The following is a 19,400-nucleotide window of genomic DNA, read 5'->3' as shown; positions in this document are numbered from 1 at the left end:
CTTGGTTAGCGTGGTGCATACGACTTCTTGGCTTTTTCCAGCAGATCCAGCTTGACCCAATCCTGTGCGGCAGGCGGTTTGGCCATGCGGCCCACGCCGAATTTCACCATATAGTCGGTGGTCAGCTGCACGTGGCTTTGCGTGATGTCTTCCGTGAAGATGGCGTTGTCGATGGCATCGCGGTAATCCTCGGTCGTGATCTGGTTCTTGAACATCGATTCGCGCACGTACTTTTCCGCCAGTTTCGGGTCGGCCAAAAACGCCCGGGTGGCGGCGACGAAGCAATCCATGAAGCGCTGGGCCACGGCCGGCTTTTCCTTGTACATCTTTTCCGTCATCACGAGCGCGCGCACGGGCTCGCCCAGCGGCGTGTCATAGGGCTTGATGATGGCCGCGCCGTATTTCTTGTGGATGGCTTGCGTGGAGTACGGCTCGGACTGGCTCATGACGTCGATATCCTTGGTCAGCAGCGCCTGGTTCAAGTCCGGGTAGCCCATGTACAGGATTTGCACGTCCTTGCCCGGCTTGTCGGACCAGGTCAGCTTGGCCTTGGTCAGCTCGGCAAACAGCAGGATTTCCTGCGGGCCGCCGCGCGTGACGCCGACTTTCTTGCCTTTCAGGTCGGCAATACCCTTGATGTTCAGGTCGGGACGCCCGACGATCTGCACGCCGCCCTTGGCGAAGCCGCCCACCAGGTACACGGGCAAGCCCGTGGCGCGGCCCGTGATGGCCGCTTCCAGCGCACTGGCGGACACGTCGATTTCGCCGGCGATCATGGCTGGCACGATGTCGAGGCCTTTGGCGAAGATGCGTTCTTCAATTTTCAAGTCATATTTGGGCGCGATTTCCTTCATGTAGGCGACGGCGCCGTAATGGGCGAATTTCAGGTTGCCCAGGCGTACGGTATCGGCTGCATGGACGGCCAGCGGGAATTGCGCGGCCAGTGCGACGGCCACGGTCAGTGCCTTGGTGTTCAGGAAGGACGAGATGCGGAAGGTGCTTGCCATGCTGTTGTCTCCAAAAGGTAGATGGTTTTATATAGTGGGTCAGGCTGCCGCTCTGATGGCGGTTATGAAAATATAAAAGCATCTTCCGTGCCAGTGGAGCGCATTTTGACCTTTATTGCAAGTGATTGTTTATAAAGGTTTAATTTGAATGTATTGAAAATGGTAAATGGCCATATTCCGCCTTTCCGCACGGCGAGGGGAAAGCATGTGCGGATTGCCGCATTTTTGGCGGGCGGGTTCGATGTCGGCTTGCAGGTTCACTGAAGGTGAACCTAAATGGCGTGGCCGACTCCAATCGTAAAAAAACGCGTTGCAAACAGGCTGGCAACGCGTAACTCCCCCGTGGAGTAGGGATGGCGCCGCGCGGGCGCCTGATTGATCACCGTCCGGCGGCCTCGACTGTAGGCTTTACTTCGGCGCCGTGGCGGGCGGCAGGGCGGGTGCGGTGGCGGGATCGGTCAGCGGCGCAGGCGGCGTCGTGCTGCCAGGCCCCGTTTCCGGCGTGGCTGGCGCGACGGGGGGCGGCATCACTTGTGGGGCGGACGTGGGGTTGGGTGCCGTTTCGGGCAGGGGCGCCTCGGCCGGTTTCTTACAGGCGGACAGGGTGACGAGCAAGGCGGCGGCCAACAGGGCAGGCATTTTCATGATATTTCCTTTGCAAGAGTCGAAGTATCGCGATGCGGGCGGCGGACGCCGCGTGCGAAGCTTGAATTTATTGCAATGGCGCTTCCGCTTCTGTTCGCTATTTCACTTTGCGCCATGAATGGGGGCAGAGTGGGGCGCAGCGTTTTTCTGATGCCAATTCAGATGCTATTTTTAGATGCCATGAGAGAAAGAATTCAGTAGGGCAATATTTTTCACTTTCTTGCTTCTAATGTTCGTTAACGCACAGACCAGTGAGGAGCAGGATGGCATTCTGTGCCCAGACGCTCAGGATTCGTGGTGTTCTGGTATAAAAATTGCCAAGAACTTAACAATCCGGGCTACCGGCAATCGTTAAAAGGAGTATTCAAATGCATGCAATGACTCAGTCTCACGTGAAGAGCGAATTAAAGGCAGCGCACCAGGAACTTCGTAGCCCCGAAAAAGGCTCGCAAATGGTAGAACGCGCAGCACCCATCCCCCCGGAACGCATGAATCCCATTTCCATGGCACCGATCGAGCGCGTGCGTTCGACGTCGGCCACCCTGCGCCGCATTGAAAACATGCAAAAGCTGATCGGCGAATTGTCGCTGCATGAGATGCTGGCCGACGAAATCGCCTGGTTCCTCAAGTTTTCGCCATCGGGCGCCCGCAAATACATCCGCGACCTGCGCGAAGCGGGCGTGATCGAACTGGCACGCTACATCGAAGGCACCGCCACCTACCTGGGCAAGGCAGTGTACCAGCTGACGCCAGACCCTGAGCGCGTGCGCGCCTTCCTGGCCGCCATCGTCCAGCCGAAACGCGAAGGCGCGCCACCGCGCAAGGACCGTCCCGGCCTGCGCGAGCAAAGCATGGCAGGCAGCGGCCGCCACTTCCACATCCTGGCCGATGACACGCATTACGCCATCCGCGTCAACCGCGGTCCCGTAACGCGCGATCCGCTGGTGGCGGCCCTGTTTGGCGCGCCGCAGCAAAAGGCTGCAGAGTAAACAATATTGCGCCTGAGCGGCCGCGTGGCGGCTGGCAGGCGTAATGCTTGTGGTTTTGATTCTCAGATGCATGTTGAAAGCCGGGTGATTCCCCGGCTTTTGGCGTTCAGGCAGGCCGTTTCACGTAGTCGGATTGAAAAGACTGCAAGCATCCCCATGTGGGCTGGACTGCTGCCCGCAACGCGCGGGTTCACTTGAAGGAGCTTGTCCTTGTCTGCCTACGCCATCTCCCTTTGCCCCATTGCCCTCCTTGTCCAGAAGCGGGTCGCCGCATGAACCCGCTGCTGTGGATCGCACTCGTCACGGCCGCCATCGTGTTGTCGCTGTGGTTTCCCCGCTGGCGCTTGAAGCGGGCCCTGGCCAAACCCTTGCCGGCCGAAGGCTTGGCCGTGCTGGAAAAAAATATTCCCGTCTACCGGCATATGCCGGCGCCGCTGCAGGAACAATTGCGCCGTCTCGTCGTGCAATTTCTGTATCAAAAGAAATTTGTCGGCTGCGGCGGACTGGAGATCACGGACGAGATGCGCTACACGATTGCTGGCCAGGCTTGCTTGCTGCTGCTCAATCGCCAGACGCAGGTGTATCCGGAGCTCGACACCATCCTCGTGTATCCCAACGAATTCATCGTCACGCGCGATGAAGTGGGGCCGGGCGGCGTGGTGACGCCATCGGCCAACGGCCTGCTGGGTGAATCCTGGGGCGATGGCCGCGTGGTGCTGGCCTGGGACCACGTGCAGCGCGGGGCGGCCGACTGGACCGATGGTCACAATGTCGTGCTGCATGAATTTGCCCACCAGCTCGACAGCGAATCGGGCGCCGCGAATGGCGCCCCCTACCTGCCCAGCGTGTCGAGCTACCGCAGCTGGGCCACCGTGCTGTCGCGCGACTTTGACAACCTGCGCCGCGACGCCATCTACCAGCAGCAAAGCGTGATGGACCATTACGGCGCCACGAATCCCGCCGAATTCTTCGCCGTGGCCACGGAAACCTTCTTTGAAAAGCCGTATCAGATGGCCGAGCACCACGAAGAGCTGTATGCGCAATTCTTGCAGTACTACAAGGTCGACCCGCGCGACTGGATGGCGCCGCCCGTGGAGCCCGAACACATGGCCTCGCCATTCCCCAACTTTGCCCAGCACTGGTAAGCGGGGACTTTAACCTAGCAGCCGCTGTTTCAGCGCGGGATAGCTGCTGCGCGAGACGGGTATGCCCGTGCTGGTCTGCGTGTCGAGCGCGTATTTGCCGCCCGCCGCGATCTGCAGCCGCTTGAAGCCCAGGCTGTTGACGATGTAGGAGCGGTGCACGCGCAGGAAGTGGGGCGGCAGCAGGGCCATGAGCTTATCGATAGCCAGGTCGTGAAAGCACTGTTCACCGCTGCGCAGCACGATATTGCTGTAGTGGCCATCGGCTTGCACGTGGTCGATCTCGGCCATGGCGATCCATTCCAGCGCTCCCCGTTTCTTGACGGCCAGCGAGGCCGCTTCCGTGTGCCGTCCCGTATAGCGTTGCAGCGCCTTGTGCAGGCGCTCGCGGCTGAAGGGCTTGGCAACGAAGTCGAGCACGCCAAACTCGAAGGCGGTGATCGAGCGTTCCGCGTGGGCCGAGACGATGATGGTCTGGAACGGGGCTTTTTGGGCCAGGCGCAGCAAGTCATAGCCGTCGGCGCCGTGCAGGTGCAAGTCCAGCAGCAGCAAGTCGACCTTGTCCTGGGCCAGGGCGGCCAGGGCTTGCGGCACGTTGTCATGCAGCGCCAGCGCTGTCAGGCGCTCGCCGAAATGCGCGCGCACCTCGCGTTCGAGGCCTTGCGCGATCAGCGGTTCATCTTCCAGTATCAACACGTTCATGGCGCCGCCGGCATGGTAAAGGTGAGGCGCCAGCCCGCTGGCAGTTGTTCGCTGGCATAGTCGCTGACATAGCGGGCATGATCGCCAAACACGGCCTGCAGGCTGGCGCGGATGTACTGTTCGCCCACGCCACTGCCCGCGTGCGGGCGTGTCTCGCCTTCCGGCACGATCAGGGTGAGCACCTGCGTTTGCGCATGTTTTACGATGCGCAGGATAAAGGCCGCGCCGTGGCGGTAGCGGTTGTGGCTGAATGCGTTTTCCAGCGCCGTTAGCAACAGGGCGGGCGGCACGGTGATGCCCGCCGCTTCGCCATCGAGCTGCAGGCGGCACGGTTGCTGCAGCCGGGTGCCCATGATGCTCAGGTAATTTTCGCACAGGGCCAGTTCCTGCGTCAGGGCAATACTGGGTTGCTGGGCAAACTCGTTGAGCATGCGCAACTCGGCGCCCAGCGCCTCGATGAAGGTTTCGGCCGCCTGCGGCGATTGCGCGTTGAGTTCGCTGATCAGGCTCAATGAATTCATCAGGAAATGCGGTTGCATGCTTTTGCGCAAGAGCTGGTTTTCCAGCTGCTGGGCACGCGCCGCCTTGCTGCGTTCGTGCAATAGTTGGGCCAGCAGTTGCGCGCACAGGGGCAGCAGCAAAAAGCACACGACGAGGGCGAAACCGCCTTCGGCAAACTGGCTGCCCGTCAGCAGGAACAGGGCGCACGAGGCCAGCGCGATCATCGTGCCGCTGCGGCTGCCCGGCAGGCGGCGCCACTGGGCGACCAGGTTGAGCGCCAGGCTCGCTGCCAGGCCCGTCAGAAACATCAGCCAGCAGCGCGCGTCGAAATGCGTGGGCAGCGCGCCGGCCAGCGCGATGCACGCCAGCAGCACTGCCGCCGCCAGCGGCCAGCGCGGTAGCCGGTATGCCGTATAAAAATACAGGGGCAGCAAGGCGGAAAACAGCCAGGTCAGGACGCTGACGGCGTACAGGCGCGGCAAATGCAAGGGGTAGGCATAGCCGGTAACGCTGCGCCAGAGTTCCACCACCAGCAGCAGCGCCGCTACCAGGCACAGCGCGGCAAACATGGCCCAGTGCCGCTGCCGCTGGTACAGCACCGTCAAGGCGAGGAAGAGCAGGGCGACGGCGCCCAGCGCCCCGGCCAGCAGCAGCGGCGGCAGCCTGTACCAGGCCAGCGCCGCGCGGTAGTCTTGCCGGTCGACCAGGTACAGCGCATAAAATGGCGACGCCAGGTGCGCCGGCGCCTGCTGCGTCGACAGCAGCAGGCGCAGGTGGTGCTTGCCCTTGGCCAACTGCTGCGGCCTCAGGTGAATGGCGAAATCGATGTCGCCCGCGCGTTCCCCGTTGGCTTGCCCGGCCGGTTGGCCATTGCTGCCGACCAAGACACCATCGAGCCACAGCTCGCTGGCGGCCAGCGCCGACAGCACCAGCAGCTGCGTCGACGACGGCGTGGCGGCCAAGGTGACCTCGCGCTCGACGCACAGCAGCTGGCCCGGCCGGAGCAACTGGTGCAGCGTGGCGGCGGGTGCGGCGCTTGTTGTGCCGCAGGCGCGCCAGCCCGCGTCCAGCGGCAGGCGATCCATGGCGCCGGCGAAACCGGGCAAGACCAGGCAGCAAGCGAGGCAGTACCGCAGCAGGTAGTGGAAGAAGGAGGGCATGGCGGGCATTGTAGCTGTTCATTTGCTACCCTTTTGCAACATTTTCATCCTCTTTGGTGCCGTTCATGCGGGGCAAGTGCATTTCGTGCACCGCCCGCCTGTGGAGCCGTCATCATGCTTATCATGCATCAGCGCCGCGTGGTGGACGCGGCCTCACCAGGGAATGACTGATTATGCAAAGCAGCAAATATTACGGTGTCGCCGGCGCGCTGGCGCTGCCCTGCGGTGTGGCGCAAGCCGGTTCCGCTCCCTCCGCTGTGCTGGCCGCGCGCCTGGCCGACTTCGACGGCTGGGCGGCCCAGCGCATGGGTGCGGAGCGCATCCCGGGCGTGACCGTCGGTTTCAGCCAGGGCGACGTGGAATGGGTAAAAGGCTATGGCTATGCCGACCTGGAAAACCGCGTGCCGGCCACGGCCCGGTCCAGCTACCGGCTGGCGTCCGTCACCAAGCCCATGACGGCGGTGGCCATTCTGCAACTGGTCGAACAGGGTAAGGTCGACCTGGATGCGCCCGTGCAAACCTATGTACCGTACTTCCCCGTCAAAGCGTTTCCCGTGACGGTGCGCCAGTTGCTGGGCCATCTGGGCGGCATCGATGCCTACCGCGACAGCAAGGCGGAGCAGCATTTCAAGGAACACAAGGATACGCGCCATTCCATCGCCGTATTCGAACGGTTCGACCTGATCGCCGAACCGGGCACGCGCTTCCGCTACACCAGCTATGGCTACAACTTGCTGGGCGCCGTCATCGAGGGCGCCTCGGGCGAAAGCTATGGCGGCTACATGCGGCGCCACGTATGGGGGCCGCTGGGCATGGACGCCACCGTCATGGATGACCCGGACGCCGTGATCGCCCATCGCGTGCGCGGCTACCGGCTGGCCGGCAAGGAATGGAAGAATTCGGAATTCGTCGACATCAGCAGCCGCTTTTCGGCCGGCGGCACGCGCGCCAGCGTGCCCGACATGCTGGCGTTCGGCAGGGGTGTCCATGCAGGCAAGATATTGTCGGCGGCCAGCGTGGCCGCCATGGTGCAGCCGATGGCCACGCGCGCGGGCCGCTTGACGAACTATGGCATGGGCTGGGAAATCTTCCCCACGAGCGGGCGCTACGCCATTGCCCACAGCGGCCAGCAGCCGGAAACCGTCACTTATCTGTACAGTTTCCCTTCGCGCAAGCTCACCATTGCCGTCGCCGCCAATCTGGAGCGCGTCAATCCCGAGGCTTTCGTGCAGCGTCTGTTCGAGGTGGTCACGGGCGAACCATGGCAGCTGAACACGTATATCGCCGATGCGGGTGAGCAGCGCGCTTACCAGGTGGCGCAAGGGCTGTTCGAGGAGGGCAGGGCGCACGCCGAGCGCACGAATGAACCCTATGCCGATGCGGCCGCCACGCGCGAGGCATTCCTGCAAATCAACCGGCAAGCGCTGGCGCCCGACGCCAAGGCGGCGCGCGCCTATATCGAAGCGGCCCGCCATCCTGCAAGCGGACGCGTCTTCCTGGCGGCCGGCGCCAGCATGGCCGCAGCGTTGCGCCAGTCGGGCATCGACCTGGACACATACTCGCGTGGCGGCGCGCTGGCGTTTGCACGCGACTATGTTTTATTGTCGCAAGGCGCGGCGGCCGGCACCTTGCCCCGCTTCGATCCTGCCTTCGAGCAAGCCGTCGTGACCCTGGCCGCCAGCTGGGACCGCACGGCCACCATCGCCTGGCCGGCCGCACCTGCACCCGCCTCCGCGTCCGCGTCTATTCCTGCACTCGATAGCCAGCTGCGCACGGCCTTCCGCGGCCAGCGCGCCTACCCCGATTTCGTGCCCGAGTTGCAGGAACTGGCGCAAGCCTCGGCCGCGCGCGGCGAGGCGGAATCGGCGCTGGCGGCCAGCAGCCTGGCCGTGGCACTGTATCCGCTCAGCGACCGCGCACATGCGCTGCAAGGCTTGACCTTGCTGCGTGCCGGCAAGTGGGAACCGGCTCTCGCCGCCTTGCGCCTGGCACAGGCCCGCGATCCGCTGGGTGCGGCCAGTCCAACGGCGTTGAACCTGGAAGCCTACCGTTTGAAAGGCAGCGGGGCCGTCGCGCAAGGCATAGCCGTGCTGCAGGCGGCCGCCAGCCTGCATTCGCGCGACGCGAATTTGCAGGACAGCCTTGCCGAGTTTTATGTGGAGCAAGGTTTGCACGCGCAAGCGGTGGCAGCCTACCGCCAGGCGCTGCAGCTCGACCCCCGCTATCCGGGCGCCGTGGGGGCCAGGGCGGCGATCATTCGCTTCGGTGGCGAGACGAAGGCGCTGGCGCCTTAGGTGAGGCCTTAGATGAATTCTTCATATGCAAGGGTGAAAAGATTCCTTTTTGGAAATAAGAGCGCTGCGGTCTAATGGCGGCATTCATTATCCACCAGAGGAATTCCATGCAGACCCGTCTTCATTTCGCCGCGCTTCTTTTCACCTCCATCGCCTTCACGCAGGTGGCGCAAGCGGACCAGCTGGCCGCCATCAAGGCGAAGGGCGAGCTGGTCTGCGGCACCCTGGGCACGGACGAGCCAAACAGTTTCATCGACGCCAAGTCGCGCCAGCTGGTTGGCTATGAAGTAGATCTGTGCCGCGCCATCGCTCAAGGCCTGGGCGTGAAACCCGTCGTGAAACAACTGGCCGTGGCTGCCCGCATTCCCGAATTGCAGCAGGGCCGCATCGACATCCTGACGGCGTCCTTGACGCACAACAAGGAACGCGAAGCGCTGATCGACTTTTCCCTGTCGACGTTTTACACGGGCCAGCGCGTGCTGGTCAAAAAAAGCAGCAATATCACGACGGTCGCTGGCCTGGCCGGCAAGAAAGTGCTGACCGTCAAGGGCGGCACGCAGGAACCGAATATCCGCAAGGCCGTGCCCGGCGTGGATGTGGTGACGTTCGAGACGGCGGGCCAGGCCTACCTGGGCTTGCAGCAAGGCAAGGGCGTTGGCTATGTCGACGATGAAGTCTCGCTGCTGAACAACTACGCCAAGCTGGGCGCCGCGCAAAAGGATTATCTTGTGCTGCCGCAAAACATCAGCCAGGAAGTGTTTGCCTTCGGCATCCGCAAGGGTGAGACGGGCGTGAAAACAGCCGTCGACAAGGTGCTGCGGAGCCTGGAAAAATCGGGCGAGGCGGAAAAACTGTTCTTCAAATGGTATGGCCCGACGAGCAATGTGAAATTTGAAAAACGCACATTTAAAATTGAATCGGACAAGATCGACGCCTGAACCTCGCCTGACTCTTCCGCATGTTTGATCTGAACTTTTTGCTGGCCGGCGACTACCGCGACTGGTTGCTCTCCGGCCTGCTGTTGTCCATGCAACTGATGGGCATCACCTTGCTCTTGTCCCTGCCGCTGGCGTGCGGCGTGGCCATGCTGCGCCTCGCCCCGTCACGCCTGCTCAATGGGCTGGGCGCCGCGTATGTCGAGCTGATCCGCAACGTGCCCTTGCTGGCCCATTTCCTGTTCTGGTATTTCGGCGCACCCGAATTATTGCCCGACGCGTGGAAGGAGCGCTTGTATGCCGGCAATATCGAAGCCGTCAGCGCCATCACGGCCCTGACTTTATACACGGCCGCCTACATGGCGGAAGACATCCGCAGCGGCATCCGCGCCATTCCTGCTCAGCAATTTGAGGCGGGCCGTGCGCTGGGTTTCAGTTTTCTCGCCACCATGCGCCTGTGCATCGTGCCGCAGGCGCTGCGGCTGGCCGCGCCGCCGCTGCTGTCGCAAACCCTGAACCTGTGGCAAAACACCAGCATCGCCACCGTCATCGGCGTGGCCGAGCTGATGTACCAGACGCAGCGCGTGGAAGCGGCCTCCTTCCGCAGCGTCGATGCTTTTGTCTTCGCCAGTGCGGCTTACCTGGCCGTTTCGCTGGTGATCGCGGGCCTGGCGGCCTTGCTGCAAAGGAAGGTGTCCTGATGCTGGAACTCATCCACGATTACTGGCTGTATTTTCTCGTCGGCCGCTATCCCGAGGGGCCGTTGGGCGGCCTGGCGCTGACGGTGCTGCTGGCCAGTCTGGCACTGGTGCTCAGCTTGCCCTTCGGCTTGCTGCTGGGGCTGGCGCGCCTCAGTCCCTGGCGCCTGCTGCGCTGGCCCGTCGCCGCGCTGATCCACGTGGTGCGGGGCATCCCTTTGCTGCTGGTGATCTTCTGGGCATATTTTTTCCTACCCAGCATCACGGGTCACGAAAGCGGGCAATTCGGCACCATGCTGGCGGCCCTTGTCATTTTCGACGGCATTTACCTGGCCGAGATCGTGCGCGCCGGTGTGCAAGCCGTGCCGCGCGGACAGGTGGAGGCAGCCCGTTCGCTGGGCTTGAACTATGCGGACAGCATGCGCACGGTGGTGCTGCCGCAGGCGCTGCGCCACATGCTGCCCTCGCTGGTGAACCAGTTTGTTTCCACCATCAAGGAAACCTCGCTGGGTACCATCATCGGCCTGGCCGAAGTGTCGTTCATCGCCTCGCAAGTCAATGGCCTGGTGCTGACGAAACCCGTGCAAGTGTATTTCCTGCTGGGCATGACGTATTTTGTCTTGTGTTTCAGCCTGTCGCGCGCCGCCTTCTGGCTCGAGCGGCGCCAGGCGCGTCTCTTGAAAGCGGCTGCATGATTACCTTTGACAACGTCAACAAATACTATGGCGATTATCACGCCTTGAGCGGTATCAACGAGCACGTCGCCAAGGGCGAGGTGCTGGTCGTGTGCGGGCCGTCCGGCTCCGGCAAGTCGACCCTGATCCGTACCATCAACCGCCTGGAGCCTATCGCCTCGGGCCGCATCACGGTGGCGGGCCAGGATATCCATGCGCCGGGACTGGACGTGAATGCCTTCCGCTCGCATATCGGTTTTGTGTTCCAGCAATTCAACCTGTTTCCGCATTTATCGGTGCTGGACAATTGCGCGTTGGCGCCGCAGCGCTTGCGCGGCCTCACCCGGCGCTAGGCGGAAGAGCGGGCGCTGGCCCTGCTGGAAAGGGTGGGGCTGGCGCACAAGGCGCGCGCCATGCCGGCGGCCTTGTCGGGCGGCCAGCAGCAGAGGGTGGCCATCGCCCGCGCGCTGGCCATGCAACCACCGCTGATGCTGTTTGACGAGCCGACCAGCGCCCTGGACCCGGAAATGGTGGGCGAGGTGTTGCAAGTGATGCGCGACCTGGCGCAGGGCGGCATGACGATGGTGTGCGTGACGCACGAGATGGGCTTTGCGCGCGAAGTGGCGGACCGCGTCTGGTTCATGGACCACGGGCAAGTGCTGGAACGGGCCACGCCCGAGGAATTCTTCGCGCGGCCGCAACATGCGCGCGCACAGCAATTCCTGTCCGATATCCGCAGTCCTTTCGGCGTGACCGCATGATTGAGCAAATGAGTGAGCGGCTGTGTGCGCAAGCGAACGGTATCTTGGCGCCGTCCGGCGCACGCTATCCTGGTGGCGCACGGTGCGCCCGCAGCCGACCAGGAGGGCCATATCATGTCACGCATCATCGCAGGTCATTTTCAGTTGCAGGAGCAGATAGACACCGCGCGCGCCGTCCTGAACCAGGCGGGCTTTCCCGATAGCCGCATCAGCGCCTTCTTTGTCAACCAGCCGGGCCAGCACGACTTGCACGCGCTTGGCGGCGACCGCGCTATCTCGCCGGGGGCGAAGGAGACGCCGGAAGGCGTGGTGGAGGGCGTGGCCGTCGGGGCCGCCGTGGGTGCGGGCATCGGCGCGGTCGCCACCCTGGCGACGGGACCGCTGGGCCCGGTGGTGGGGGCGCTGGTGGGCGCCCACGTAGGCTCGCTCTACAGTTTCAATAAAATGAAGGACGCGGGCGAGCCTGAAGCAAATGGCGAGCGGAACGGCGAAAACCGCCGGCTGCCACGGCATCCGGGTATGCTGATCGCCGTCGCCTTGGGCGGCCTCGACGAGCGCGAACGGGCGCTCGAAGCGCTGCACCGGCTCGGCGCCGAGCATATCGAGGAAGCGGAAGGCACGATCGCCAATGGCGACTGGCATGATTTCGACCCGCTCAGTATTCCCGTGCTGGTGGCGTGAATCAGCGCCTCTGTGGCGCAATATGCATAAATGCCGCGCTGCATGAAATTTAGGTATGATACTTGTCAGTATTGGTGATTATTGGTAAACAATGCCGACAGGGATAGTTTCCGCGCGCCCGAAGTGACACTGGACCCAGGTGACTGCCTGTAGTACTTGCCTCGCATGCTAACGAGTATGAATAGGAGGTCGCGTCATGACACAGGCATGGTTCATTCTGACACGGGCCGATGGGCGCGACATCTGCGCGCCCTCGCCGGCACAGCTGGCCGATGCGCTGGCCGAGGTCTACCGTGGTGGCGTCACGCCGGACGGCGGCCACGCCGCCGTCGTGTTGCGCTTCGGCTACGACGATGGCTTGATGTATCAGGTCGAAGTTGCTAGCGGAGGCGAAGTCACTTTCGAGGAATGGTCGGACCGCGATTGCGAAATCGCCCTGGCCAGGCCGCGCCACATGTCGGCCCTGCCGCAGGACGACGCCCTGCAGCTGTGGCAATGGCTGGCGCAGCGCCAGGTGGCGAAGATCCGCAGCCAGCCCTGGCAGGGCGCTTAGCCCGCCGCTTTCAACGGGCTCTAGTGCGCCATCAGCACGGGGATCGTCATGCTCTGCAGAATCGTGCGCGTGACGCCGCCCAGGATGGTTTCGCGCAGGCGCGAATGGCCATACGCCCCCATCACCAGCAAGTCGGCCGACAGGTCGGCGGCCTGCGCCAGCAGCGCTTCGCCGATGTCGCCGCGCCGCACACCACCACCATCGAGCAAATGCAGCCGCGCTTCCACGCCGTGGCGCGCCAGGTATTGCGTCAGCTCGGCGCCCGGCCGTTCGCCGTGCTCGGCGGCATGCACCTGGGCGTCGAAAATAGCCACGTGAACTTGTCCGGCGCGCTGCAGCAGGGGCAGGGCGGCGCTCACGGCGCGGCTCGCTTCCTTGCTGGCGTTCCAGGAAATGAGCACATTGCGCGCGGCTGCCGGCGGCGCCAGCAGGGGCAGGGGCGGCGCATACGGCACGATCAGCACGGGACGGCCCGAATGCAGCAGCACATAGGCGGGAAAGTCGCGCATCACGGACGGCGATTTATCCTTGGCATTGTATTGACTGATGACGACCAGGTCCGCATAGCGGGCCAGCAGGCTGATGCCGCCTGCCGCTTCGTCGTCGAGCACGCGCTGTTCGAACGAGGCGACGCCGGCCGCGCGCACCTGCTGTTCGAAACCGTCGAGAGCGTGCGTCGCCCGTGCCCGCAGGAAGTTCAGATGCAAGCTCAGGTTTGGGTCGGCATCGAGGTCGGGTTGGTTCTGGTACAGCAGGCGCGACACGCCCGTCAGGGCCACGCCCGTCAGGTGGCCGCCGCAAGCCTGGGCGATGCTGGCCGCCGCTTCGATGCGGGCGGCGCGCCCGGCACTGTCGTCGATGTGGAGCAATACGGTCTTGTACGTCATGGCCTGTCCCCTCGCTGTGCAGTAGTGACTATTCTGGCACAGACCGGGGTGCCGGCCGCGCACGACTGCATCAGGCTGAGCACTTGATCTTGCGCAAAGCTGACGATAAAAACTGCTCCTACACTTGATCCTACGCAGAACAACCATAACAAGCGGGGAGAGACAGCAATGAAAGAACAAAAGGTAGCGCTGGTGACGGGCGGCATGGGCGGCCTGGGCACGGCCTTGTGCCGCAGGCTGCATGCGGCTGGCTTTGCCGTCGTGGCGGCGCATACGCCGGGCAATGCACGCGTGGAAGGCTGGCTCGACGAGCAACAGGCGCAGCAGTATTATTTTCATCCGCTGGCCCTCGACGTGGGCGATTTCGATGCCTGCAGCGTAGCCGTGGCAAGCGTGCTGGCGCAGTTCGGCCGCATCGACGTGCTGGTCAACAACGCTGGCATCACACGCGACCAGAGCATGCGCAAGATGGAATTGCCGCACTGGGCCGAGGTCATGCGCACCAATCTCGACAGCCTGTTCAACATGAGCAAGCAGGTGATTGAGCCCATGCTGGCTAACCGCTGGGGCCGCATCATCAACATTTCTTCCGTGAATGGCCAGAAGGGCGCATTTGGCCAATGCAACTACGCGGCCGCCAAGGCGGGCGTGCATGGTTTCAGCAAGGCGCTGGCGCTGGAAGTGGCGCGCCACGGCATTACCGTCAACACGGTTTCGCCAGGCTACCTGCGCACGCAGATGGTGACGGCCGTGCCGGCCGATATCCTGGAAACGAAGATCCTGCCGCAGATTCCCCTGGGCCGCCTGGGCGAGCCGGACGAGGTGGCGGCCCTGGTCGCTTACCTGGCGTCCGACGAGGCGGCGTTCGTCACGGGCGCGAATATCGCCATCAATGGCGGCCAGCACATGAGTTAAGCAGACTGAGTCAAGCAAACTGAGTCAGGCAAGCGTGCAGCTTGCAGCAGGGCAATGGCAGTAGAGGAGACCCGTCCACCCAGCCGGCACGCACGATGTTGGCGAGGGACGACAGGCAACATGGCAGTCACGCTGGAAAACAGGGGGCAGGGCAGCAATGCCTTGCCCTTTGTTGTTGCGCAGCCGTCATGGTATTCAGCGCCGGACTTTTTCCAGCCGCGTCTGGCAATCGATGCACAGGCGCGCTTCGGGACGCGCGTTCAGGCGCGACAGGCCGATGGCTTCGCCGCAGTTGTCGCACAGGCCGTAACTGCCATCGGCAAACTTGGCCAGCGCATGCTTGATGATGGACAGCTGCGCCAGATTGTGCTCGGCCGCTTCGCTGACGAGGGCGTTCAAGGTGCGCACGCTGGCGTTGTCGGCCGGCGAGGCTTCGATTTCATTGAGCAAGGAGGCGCGCGCGTCCGCTTCGGCCGCTTCGTTCCCGATCTGTTCCAGCAGTGCCAGCTTGCGTTGCTCCAGCACGCCCTGCAGGCGCTGCAGCTGGTCTTGCGGCAATCCATTCATGGTTGTCACCCGGTAGAGCTTACTTCCATCATGGTAGTCCAAGATTGGCGACTCTGCTTGCGCTACTACCCGCGCCGCGTTTGACGCGGCGCAGGCAGGCGTGGGCCGTTCTATGCTGGTTCTTTCAGACAGTTGACCATCCAGGCGACGCCGAACTGGTCTTTCAGCATGCCGAAGCGCTTGGCCCAGAACGTTTCTTCCAGCGGCATCTGGACCTTGCCGTCACGCGCCAGCGCCGCGAAGACCCGTTCCGCCTCCTCCGGCGTATCGACGGTCAGGCAGATCGAGCTGCCGCTCATGCCCTTGGCGCCCTCGTCGCAGCCGCCGTCCGAGCCCATCAGCATGGTGGGCCCCAGCTGCACGGAGCCGTGCATGATCTTGTCATACCAGTCTTCCTTGACTTGCTCCTGGGCTGGCGTGCCGCGATACGGCATCAGGCACAGGTCCGTGCCATGCAGGTGCTGGCGGTAATATTCCAGCGCTTGCGCGCAGTTTCCATCGAATTGCAAATACGGTTCGATACGCATGTTGGTCTCCTCTGCTTATCGCCCCGCAGGCACGATTGCCAGGCGGGGACGTCCCAGTATAGGCGCTCGCCGGCCGATTTCAATCAGTCTGGCGCCATCTCTTGCAGCCGCTCACGCACCTTACCGAGGGTGTCGAGGATGCGTTCGGGATTGCCGGCGAGGACGGCGCTGCCCAGGTGCAACAAACTCGTCGCCAAGCTGATCCAGTGCCGCACCTCGTCGTTGCGGGCGATGCGCAGGCGCACCGTGTCGAGCAGGCCGCTGAGCTGGCGCTGCGCCGTTTCCAGGCCCGCCACCGTGTGCCCGGCGGCATCGGCATACAGCTGGTTGGCTTGCTGGCGCAAGGCTACTTCCAGGGCGAAGACGGCTTGCGCCTGGCCGTGGCTGATGCCGTTGGCGCCCTGGCTGGCGCGCTTGCGGATGGCGCGCATGACGGCGCCGTGCAGGGTGACGGCCGCCTGCGACAGACTGTCTGCCAGTTGCTCGACGCGCATGGCGCTGCTGAGAGCCGCCTCGCGGCGTTCGCTGCTGCCGCTCCTGTCTACCGATCCGTCCATCCTGCCTCCGTGGTGGTGAGGGCGGCAGCGAGCTGCGCGTGTTCGCATCCCAGTGCCGCCAGTTGTCGGCGCGCCAGGGTATGGCGCAGGCCTAGCAGGCGATATTCCTCGGTTTTGCTCTGCTGCATGTTTTTCGCCAGCACGGCCAGCAGGCGTTGCTGCGGTGCATCGGCATACGCGATTTCCACGTCGAGCAAGCCGAGCACCATGTCGCGCTCGTTATCGCCGCTTTTGTCGTACAGCGCCAGCAAGCTGTCGAGCGCGCCCAGCAGGACTTGCAGCGGCGCGTCGCCGTCGTGCAGCACTTGCGCCAAGTGCGCCTGCTGGCTGGCCGCGCCGCCCAGGCGCGACAGTTGCTGCAGCAACAAGGTGTAGGCGCTGACATGGCGGTCGTCGATGCCGCTGCCGGGCCAGGCGCGGATGGCGGCGCCGGCGCCGGCCAGTTCGGGCTGCACGTCATACGCATCGGCATCGGCCAGCCGGCCCAGCGCCTGCAGGTACAGGCGCACGGCCTGCGCCAGGCGCGCGACGTCCGCCTGCGCGGCGCGGCGTTGCGCATCGAGCAGGCGTTCGCGCGCGTCTTCGGTGGGCGACAGGTAGGGGCGGGCGCGCCGGTAGCTGTCCACGTGGCGCTGCGACAACTCGCTGAAGGCGGTCACGGCACCGGTGCCGGCGGCCAGCGCGCGCACTTGCGCCAGCTCGGGGCGCGCGGTGGCGCAGCCGCACAGTACGACAGCCAGGAAGAGGCTCAGGTACAGGTGCAGGCCAAGGGCGCGGCGATGGCGGGCGGGCAGGGCAGACACGTCACCTCTCGACAGAAAATACTGTATGGAAAGGTATTGTCGTGCCGGCCTGCGCTGCCCGCCTTGTGCGGGCGCAAGCGCGCTGCGATCAGGCGCCGATTGTGCCCGCTATGCCCGCTGCGGCGGTCAATTGCTCGCGCCAGCCCAGTCCGGCCACGGTGTCGCTGGCGGGACGGTATTCACAGCCGACCCAGCCTGCGTAGCCGATCTGGTCGAGCAGCTTGAACACATGGCGGTAATTGATCTCGCCCGTGCCCGGTTCGTGGCGGCCCGGCGTGTCGGCGATCTGGATGTGGCGGATCAGGGGCAGCAGGGCGCGGATGGTGTTGCTCAGTTCGCCCTCCATGCGCTGCATGTGATAAATGTCGTACTGCAGGAAAATATTGCTGCGCTGGCAGTCGGCGATGATGTCGGCCGCCTGCTGGCTATGGTGCAGAAAATAGCCGGGCATGTCGTAGCGGTTGATCGGTTCGATCAGCACGTTGATGCCATGCGGACGGCAGGCGTCGGCCGCATATTGCAGATTGCCGATCAGGCTTTGCCGCGCCCGCTCCAGGCTCATGCCGGGCGGCACGATGCCGGACATGCAGTGCAGCTGTTTCGCCCCGAGCGCCAGCGCGTAATTGAGCGCCAGTTGCACGTTGCTGCGAAATTCCTCGCCCCGGCGCGGATCGCAGGCGATGCCCCGTTCGCCGTGTTCCCAGTCGCCGGGCGGGAAGTTGAAGACGGCCAGTTGCAGATGGTGGCGTTCCAGCCGCATGGCAATCTGGCGCGCCTCGACGGCATAGGGGAAAAGAAATTCGACGGCATCGAAGCCCGCTTCCCTGGCGGCGGCAAAGCGGTCGAGGAAGGGCAGTTCGGTAAACATCATGCTGAGGTTGGCAGCGAAGTTCGGCATGGCAGTACGCAGTGAGGACGATGGATACTATCCTAGCCCAAATCGGCAATCGGTGGCGTGCATAAAAAAACCGTTCCAGAAGCAAATTCTGGAACGGTTTTTATTCCTGCGATACGCGCTTAACAGCGTGTATTAACGGCCGCGGCCGCCGGAACGGTGGTTTGCTGCCGAACGCGGCGCATTGCCGCTGCGGTTGCCGCCGCCACCGCCGCCCGATGGGCCGGCGCTGCGTGGCTTGGCGCCGCTGCCGCCGGTTTTTACGCGCACCACGGCGCCGGCTGGCGCGCGGCTGTTGTTGCGGTGGCCGCCGGTGCCGCTGCGCAATTGCACAGGCTGGGCGCGGGCGTTCAGGTCTGGCTCGAAGCCTTCGATGACTTCGCGCGGCAGGGTTTGCTTGATCAGCTTTTCGATGTCTTTCAACATTTCGTGCTCATCCACGCAGACCAGCGACACGGCTTCGCCCTTGGCGCCGGCACGGCCCGTGCGGCCGATACGGTGCACATAGTCTTCCGGAATGTTCGGCAAGTCGTAGTTGACGACGTGCGGCAACTGGTCGATATCGATACCGCGCGCGGCGATGTCGGTGGCGACCAGCACTTGCAAGGTGCCATCCTTGAACTCGGACAGCGCGCGCGTGCGCGCCGACTGGCTCTTGTTGCCGTGGATGGCCAGGGCGCCGATGCCGTCCGCACCCAGTTGCTCGACCAGCTTGTTGGCGCCATGCTTGGTGCGCGTAAATACCAGCACTTGCGTCCAGTTGTTCGACTTGATCAGGTAGGACAGCATCGGGTGCTTCTTGTCGCGGTCGACCGGATGGATCTTTTGCTTGATTACTTCCACGGTCGAATTGCGGCGCGCCACCTCGATCATGGCTGGCTTGTTCAGCAAGCCGTCGGCCAGGGCCTTGATCTCTTCCGAGAACGTGGCCGAGAACAGCAGGTTCTGGCGTTTCGGCGGCAGTACGGCCAGCACTTTCTTGATGTCGCGGATGAAACCCATGTCGAGCATGCGGTCGGCTTCGTCGAGGATCAGGATTTCCACTTTCGACAGGTCAACCGTGCCCTGGCCCATATGGTCCAGCAAGCGTCCCGGCGTGGCGACGAGGATGTCGACGCCATGCTTGAGCTGCTTGATTTGCGGGTTGATGCCGACGCCGCCGAAGATCACGGTCGAGTTCAATTTGGTGTACTTGCTGTAGGCGCGCACGCTTTCCTCGACCTGCGCGGCGAGTTCGCGCGTCGGTGCCAGGATCAGGGCGCGGATCGGGCGCGTCGAGGTGTTGCTGGTGATGGATGCGCCATTCGCGTCCGTCGACAGGCGGTGCAGCACGGGCAGGGTGAAGCCGGCCGTCTTGCCGGTACCGGTTTGTGCACCGGCCAGCAAGTCGCCGCCAGCCAGCACGGCGGGAATCGCCTGCGACTGGATGGGGGTCGGCACGGTGTAGCCGTGTTCGGTAACGGCACGTACGATAGCGTCGGACAATCCGAGGGAGGAAAAGGACATG

Annotated in this window: 20 protein-coding genes and 1 pseudogene; 10 read left to right on the top strand and 11 right to left on the bottom strand. The window is 63.6% G+C overall.

Annotated features, from left to right (window positions below; translation table 11 throughout):
- Positions 1 to 5 precede the first annotated feature (5 nt).
- Positions 6 to 1,007, bottom strand: a complete 1,002-nt coding sequence (locus ACQ4WY_RS18355; RefSeq protein ID WP_353658148.1) for an ABC transporter substrate-binding protein — start codon at positions 1,005 to 1,007, stop codon at positions 6 to 8.
- 408 nt (positions 1,008 to 1,415) lie between these two features.
- Complete coding sequence (locus ACQ4WY_RS18350) at positions 1,416 to 1,652, bottom strand: hypothetical protein (protein ID WP_353658147.1); 237 nt, start codon at positions 1,650 to 1,652, stop codon at positions 1,416 to 1,418.
- A gap of 488 nt (positions 1,653 to 2,140) precedes the next feature.
- Between ACQ4WY_RS18350 and ACQ4WY_RS18345 the strand changes: the two genes are divergently transcribed.
- Both ACQ4WY_RS18345 and ACQ4WY_RS18340 read left to right on the top strand, forming a co-directional pair.
- Entirely contained in the window at positions 2,141 to 2,641 is a 501-nt protein-coding gene (locus tag ACQ4WY_RS18345) for a winged helix-turn-helix domain-containing protein (RefSeq protein WP_010396453.1), read from the top strand.
- Positions 2,642 to 2,913: 272 nt separating this feature from the next.
- The gene (locus tag ACQ4WY_RS18340; protein ID WP_436505228.1) at positions 2,914 to 3,786 is read left to right on the top strand and encodes a M90 family metallopeptidase; all 873 of its coding nucleotides are present in this window, start codon (positions 2,914 to 2,916) and stop codon (positions 3,784 to 3,786) included.
- A gap of 9 nt (positions 3,787 to 3,795) precedes the next feature.
- Here the strand turns inward: ACQ4WY_RS18340 and ACQ4WY_RS18335 are convergent, their stop codons facing one another.
- Together ACQ4WY_RS18335 and ACQ4WY_RS18330 are read right to left on the bottom strand one after the other, a co-directional pair.
- On the bottom strand, positions 3,796 to 4,485 hold the full coding sequence (locus ACQ4WY_RS18335) for a LytR/AlgR family response regulator transcription factor (protein ID WP_436505227.1): 690 nt from the start codon (positions 4,483 to 4,485) through the stop codon (positions 3,796 to 3,798).
- Positions 4,482 to 6,155, bottom strand: a complete 1,674-nt coding sequence (locus ACQ4WY_RS18330) for a histidine kinase (RefSeq protein WP_436505226.1) — start codon at positions 6,153 to 6,155, stop codon at positions 4,482 to 4,484. The genes ACQ4WY_RS18335 and ACQ4WY_RS18330 overlap by 4 nt, the downstream gene beginning before the upstream one ends.
- 164 nt (positions 6,156 to 6,319) lie before the next feature.
- Here ACQ4WY_RS18330 and ACQ4WY_RS18325 point away from each other — a divergent pair, with 164 nt between their 5' ends.
- From ACQ4WY_RS18325 to ACQ4WY_RS18295, 7 genes and pseudogenes are all read left to right on the top strand, one after another.
- Positions 6,320 to 8,440 carry a serine hydrolase domain-containing protein gene (locus ACQ4WY_RS18325; protein WP_436505225.1) on the top strand — a complete coding sequence of 707 codons (2,121 nt, stop codon included), beginning with the start codon at positions 6,320 to 6,322 and terminating at the stop codon, positions 8,438 to 8,440.
- A 107-nt stretch (positions 8,441 to 8,547) separates the two neighbouring features.
- A complete protein-coding gene (locus ACQ4WY_RS18320; RefSeq protein ID WP_436505224.1) occupies positions 8,548 to 9,378 on the top strand; it encodes a transporter substrate-binding domain-containing protein in 831 nt (276 codons plus the stop codon).
- Positions 9,379 to 9,398: 20 nt separating this feature from the next.
- Positions 9,399 to 10,076 (top strand): amino acid ABC transporter permease, encoded by a 678-nt coding sequence (locus tag ACQ4WY_RS18315; protein ID WP_436505223.1) that lies wholly within the window; start codon positions 9,399 to 9,401, stop codon positions 10,074 to 10,076.
- The gene (locus tag ACQ4WY_RS18310; RefSeq protein WP_436505222.1) at positions 10,076 to 10,768 is read left to right on the top strand and encodes an amino acid ABC transporter permease; all 693 of its coding nucleotides are present in this window, start codon (positions 10,076 to 10,078) and stop codon (positions 10,766 to 10,768) included. Before ACQ4WY_RS18315 ends, ACQ4WY_RS18310 begins: the two co-directional genes overlap by 1 nt.
- Positions 10,765 to 11,508: pseudogene (locus ACQ4WY_RS18305) on the top strand (amino acid ABC transporter ATP-binding protein). Before ACQ4WY_RS18310 ends, ACQ4WY_RS18305 begins: the two are co-directional and overlap by 4 nt.
- A 114-nt stretch (positions 11,509 to 11,622) precedes the next feature.
- Complete coding sequence (locus tag ACQ4WY_RS18300) at positions 11,623 to 12,189, top strand: hypothetical protein (RefSeq protein ID WP_436505221.1); 567 nt, start codon at positions 11,623 to 11,625, stop codon at positions 12,187 to 12,189.
- Positions 12,190 to 12,385: 196 nt separating this feature from the next.
- The gene (locus ACQ4WY_RS18295; protein ID WP_436505220.1) at positions 12,386 to 12,742 is read left to right on the top strand and encodes a hypothetical protein; all 357 of its coding nucleotides are present in this window, start codon (positions 12,386 to 12,388) and stop codon (positions 12,740 to 12,742) included.
- A 20-nt stretch (positions 12,743 to 12,762) separates the two neighbouring features.
- On the opposite strand, the gene ACQ4WY_RS18290 is transcribed toward ACQ4WY_RS18295, so the two are convergent.
- Entirely contained in the window at positions 12,763 to 13,629 is an 867-nt protein-coding gene (locus tag ACQ4WY_RS18290; RefSeq protein ID WP_436505219.1) for a universal stress protein, read from the bottom strand.
- Between the two features lie 168 nt (positions 13,630 to 13,797).
- On the opposite strand from ACQ4WY_RS18290, the gene phbB reads away from it, so the two are divergent.
- On the top strand, positions 13,798 to 14,544 hold the full coding sequence (gene phbB, locus ACQ4WY_RS18285) for an acetoacetyl-CoA reductase (RefSeq protein ID WP_436505218.1): 747 nt from the start codon (positions 13,798 to 13,800) through the stop codon (positions 14,542 to 14,544).
- Between the two features lie 195 nt (positions 14,545 to 14,739).
- Here the strand turns inward: phbB and ACQ4WY_RS18280 are convergent, their stop codons facing one another.
- The 6 genes from ACQ4WY_RS18280 to ACQ4WY_RS18255 form a co-directional block, all read right to left on the bottom strand.
- Entirely contained in the window at positions 14,740 to 15,111 is a 372-nt protein-coding gene (locus ACQ4WY_RS18280; protein WP_436505217.1) for a TraR/DksA family transcriptional regulator, read from the bottom strand.
- A 110-nt stretch (positions 15,112 to 15,221) separates the two neighbouring features.
- On the bottom strand, positions 15,222 to 15,638 hold the full coding sequence (locus tag ACQ4WY_RS18275; RefSeq protein ID WP_353658131.1) for a VOC family protein: 417 nt from the start codon (positions 15,636 to 15,638) through the stop codon (positions 15,222 to 15,224).
- A gap of 83 nt (positions 15,639 to 15,721) precedes the next feature.
- Entirely contained in the window at positions 15,722 to 16,195 is a 474-nt protein-coding gene (locus tag ACQ4WY_RS18270) for a hypothetical protein (protein WP_436505216.1), read from the bottom strand.
- Positions 16,180 to 16,998 carry a hypothetical protein gene (locus ACQ4WY_RS18265; RefSeq protein ID WP_436505215.1) on the bottom strand — a complete coding sequence of 273 codons (819 nt, stop codon included), beginning with the start codon at positions 16,996 to 16,998 and terminating at the stop codon, positions 16,180 to 16,182. The genes ACQ4WY_RS18270 and ACQ4WY_RS18265 overlap by 16 nt, the downstream gene beginning before the upstream one ends.
- A gap of 88 nt (positions 16,999 to 17,086) precedes the next feature.
- On the bottom strand, positions 17,087 to 17,896 hold the full coding sequence (otnI, locus tag ACQ4WY_RS18260; protein ID WP_436505214.1) for a 2-oxo-tetronate isomerase: 810 nt from the start codon (positions 17,894 to 17,896) through the stop codon (positions 17,087 to 17,089).
- A gap of 132 nt (positions 17,897 to 18,028) precedes the next feature.
- Positions 18,029 to 19,399, bottom strand: coding sequence for a DEAD/DEAH box helicase (locus ACQ4WY_RS18255; RefSeq protein WP_046682460.1), 1,371 nt, complete (start codon positions 19,397 to 19,399; stop codon positions 18,029 to 18,031).
- Position 19,400: the final 1 nt, after the last annotated feature.

Origin of the sequence: Janthinobacterium salmonicoloratum (genome assembly GCF_051380845.1) — a bacterium.
GTDB lineage: Bacteria > Pseudomonadota > Gammaproteobacteria > Burkholderiales > Burkholderiaceae_D > Janthinobacterium > Janthinobacterium lividum_F.
This window is presented reverse-complemented; position numbering and strand designations above follow the sequence as displayed.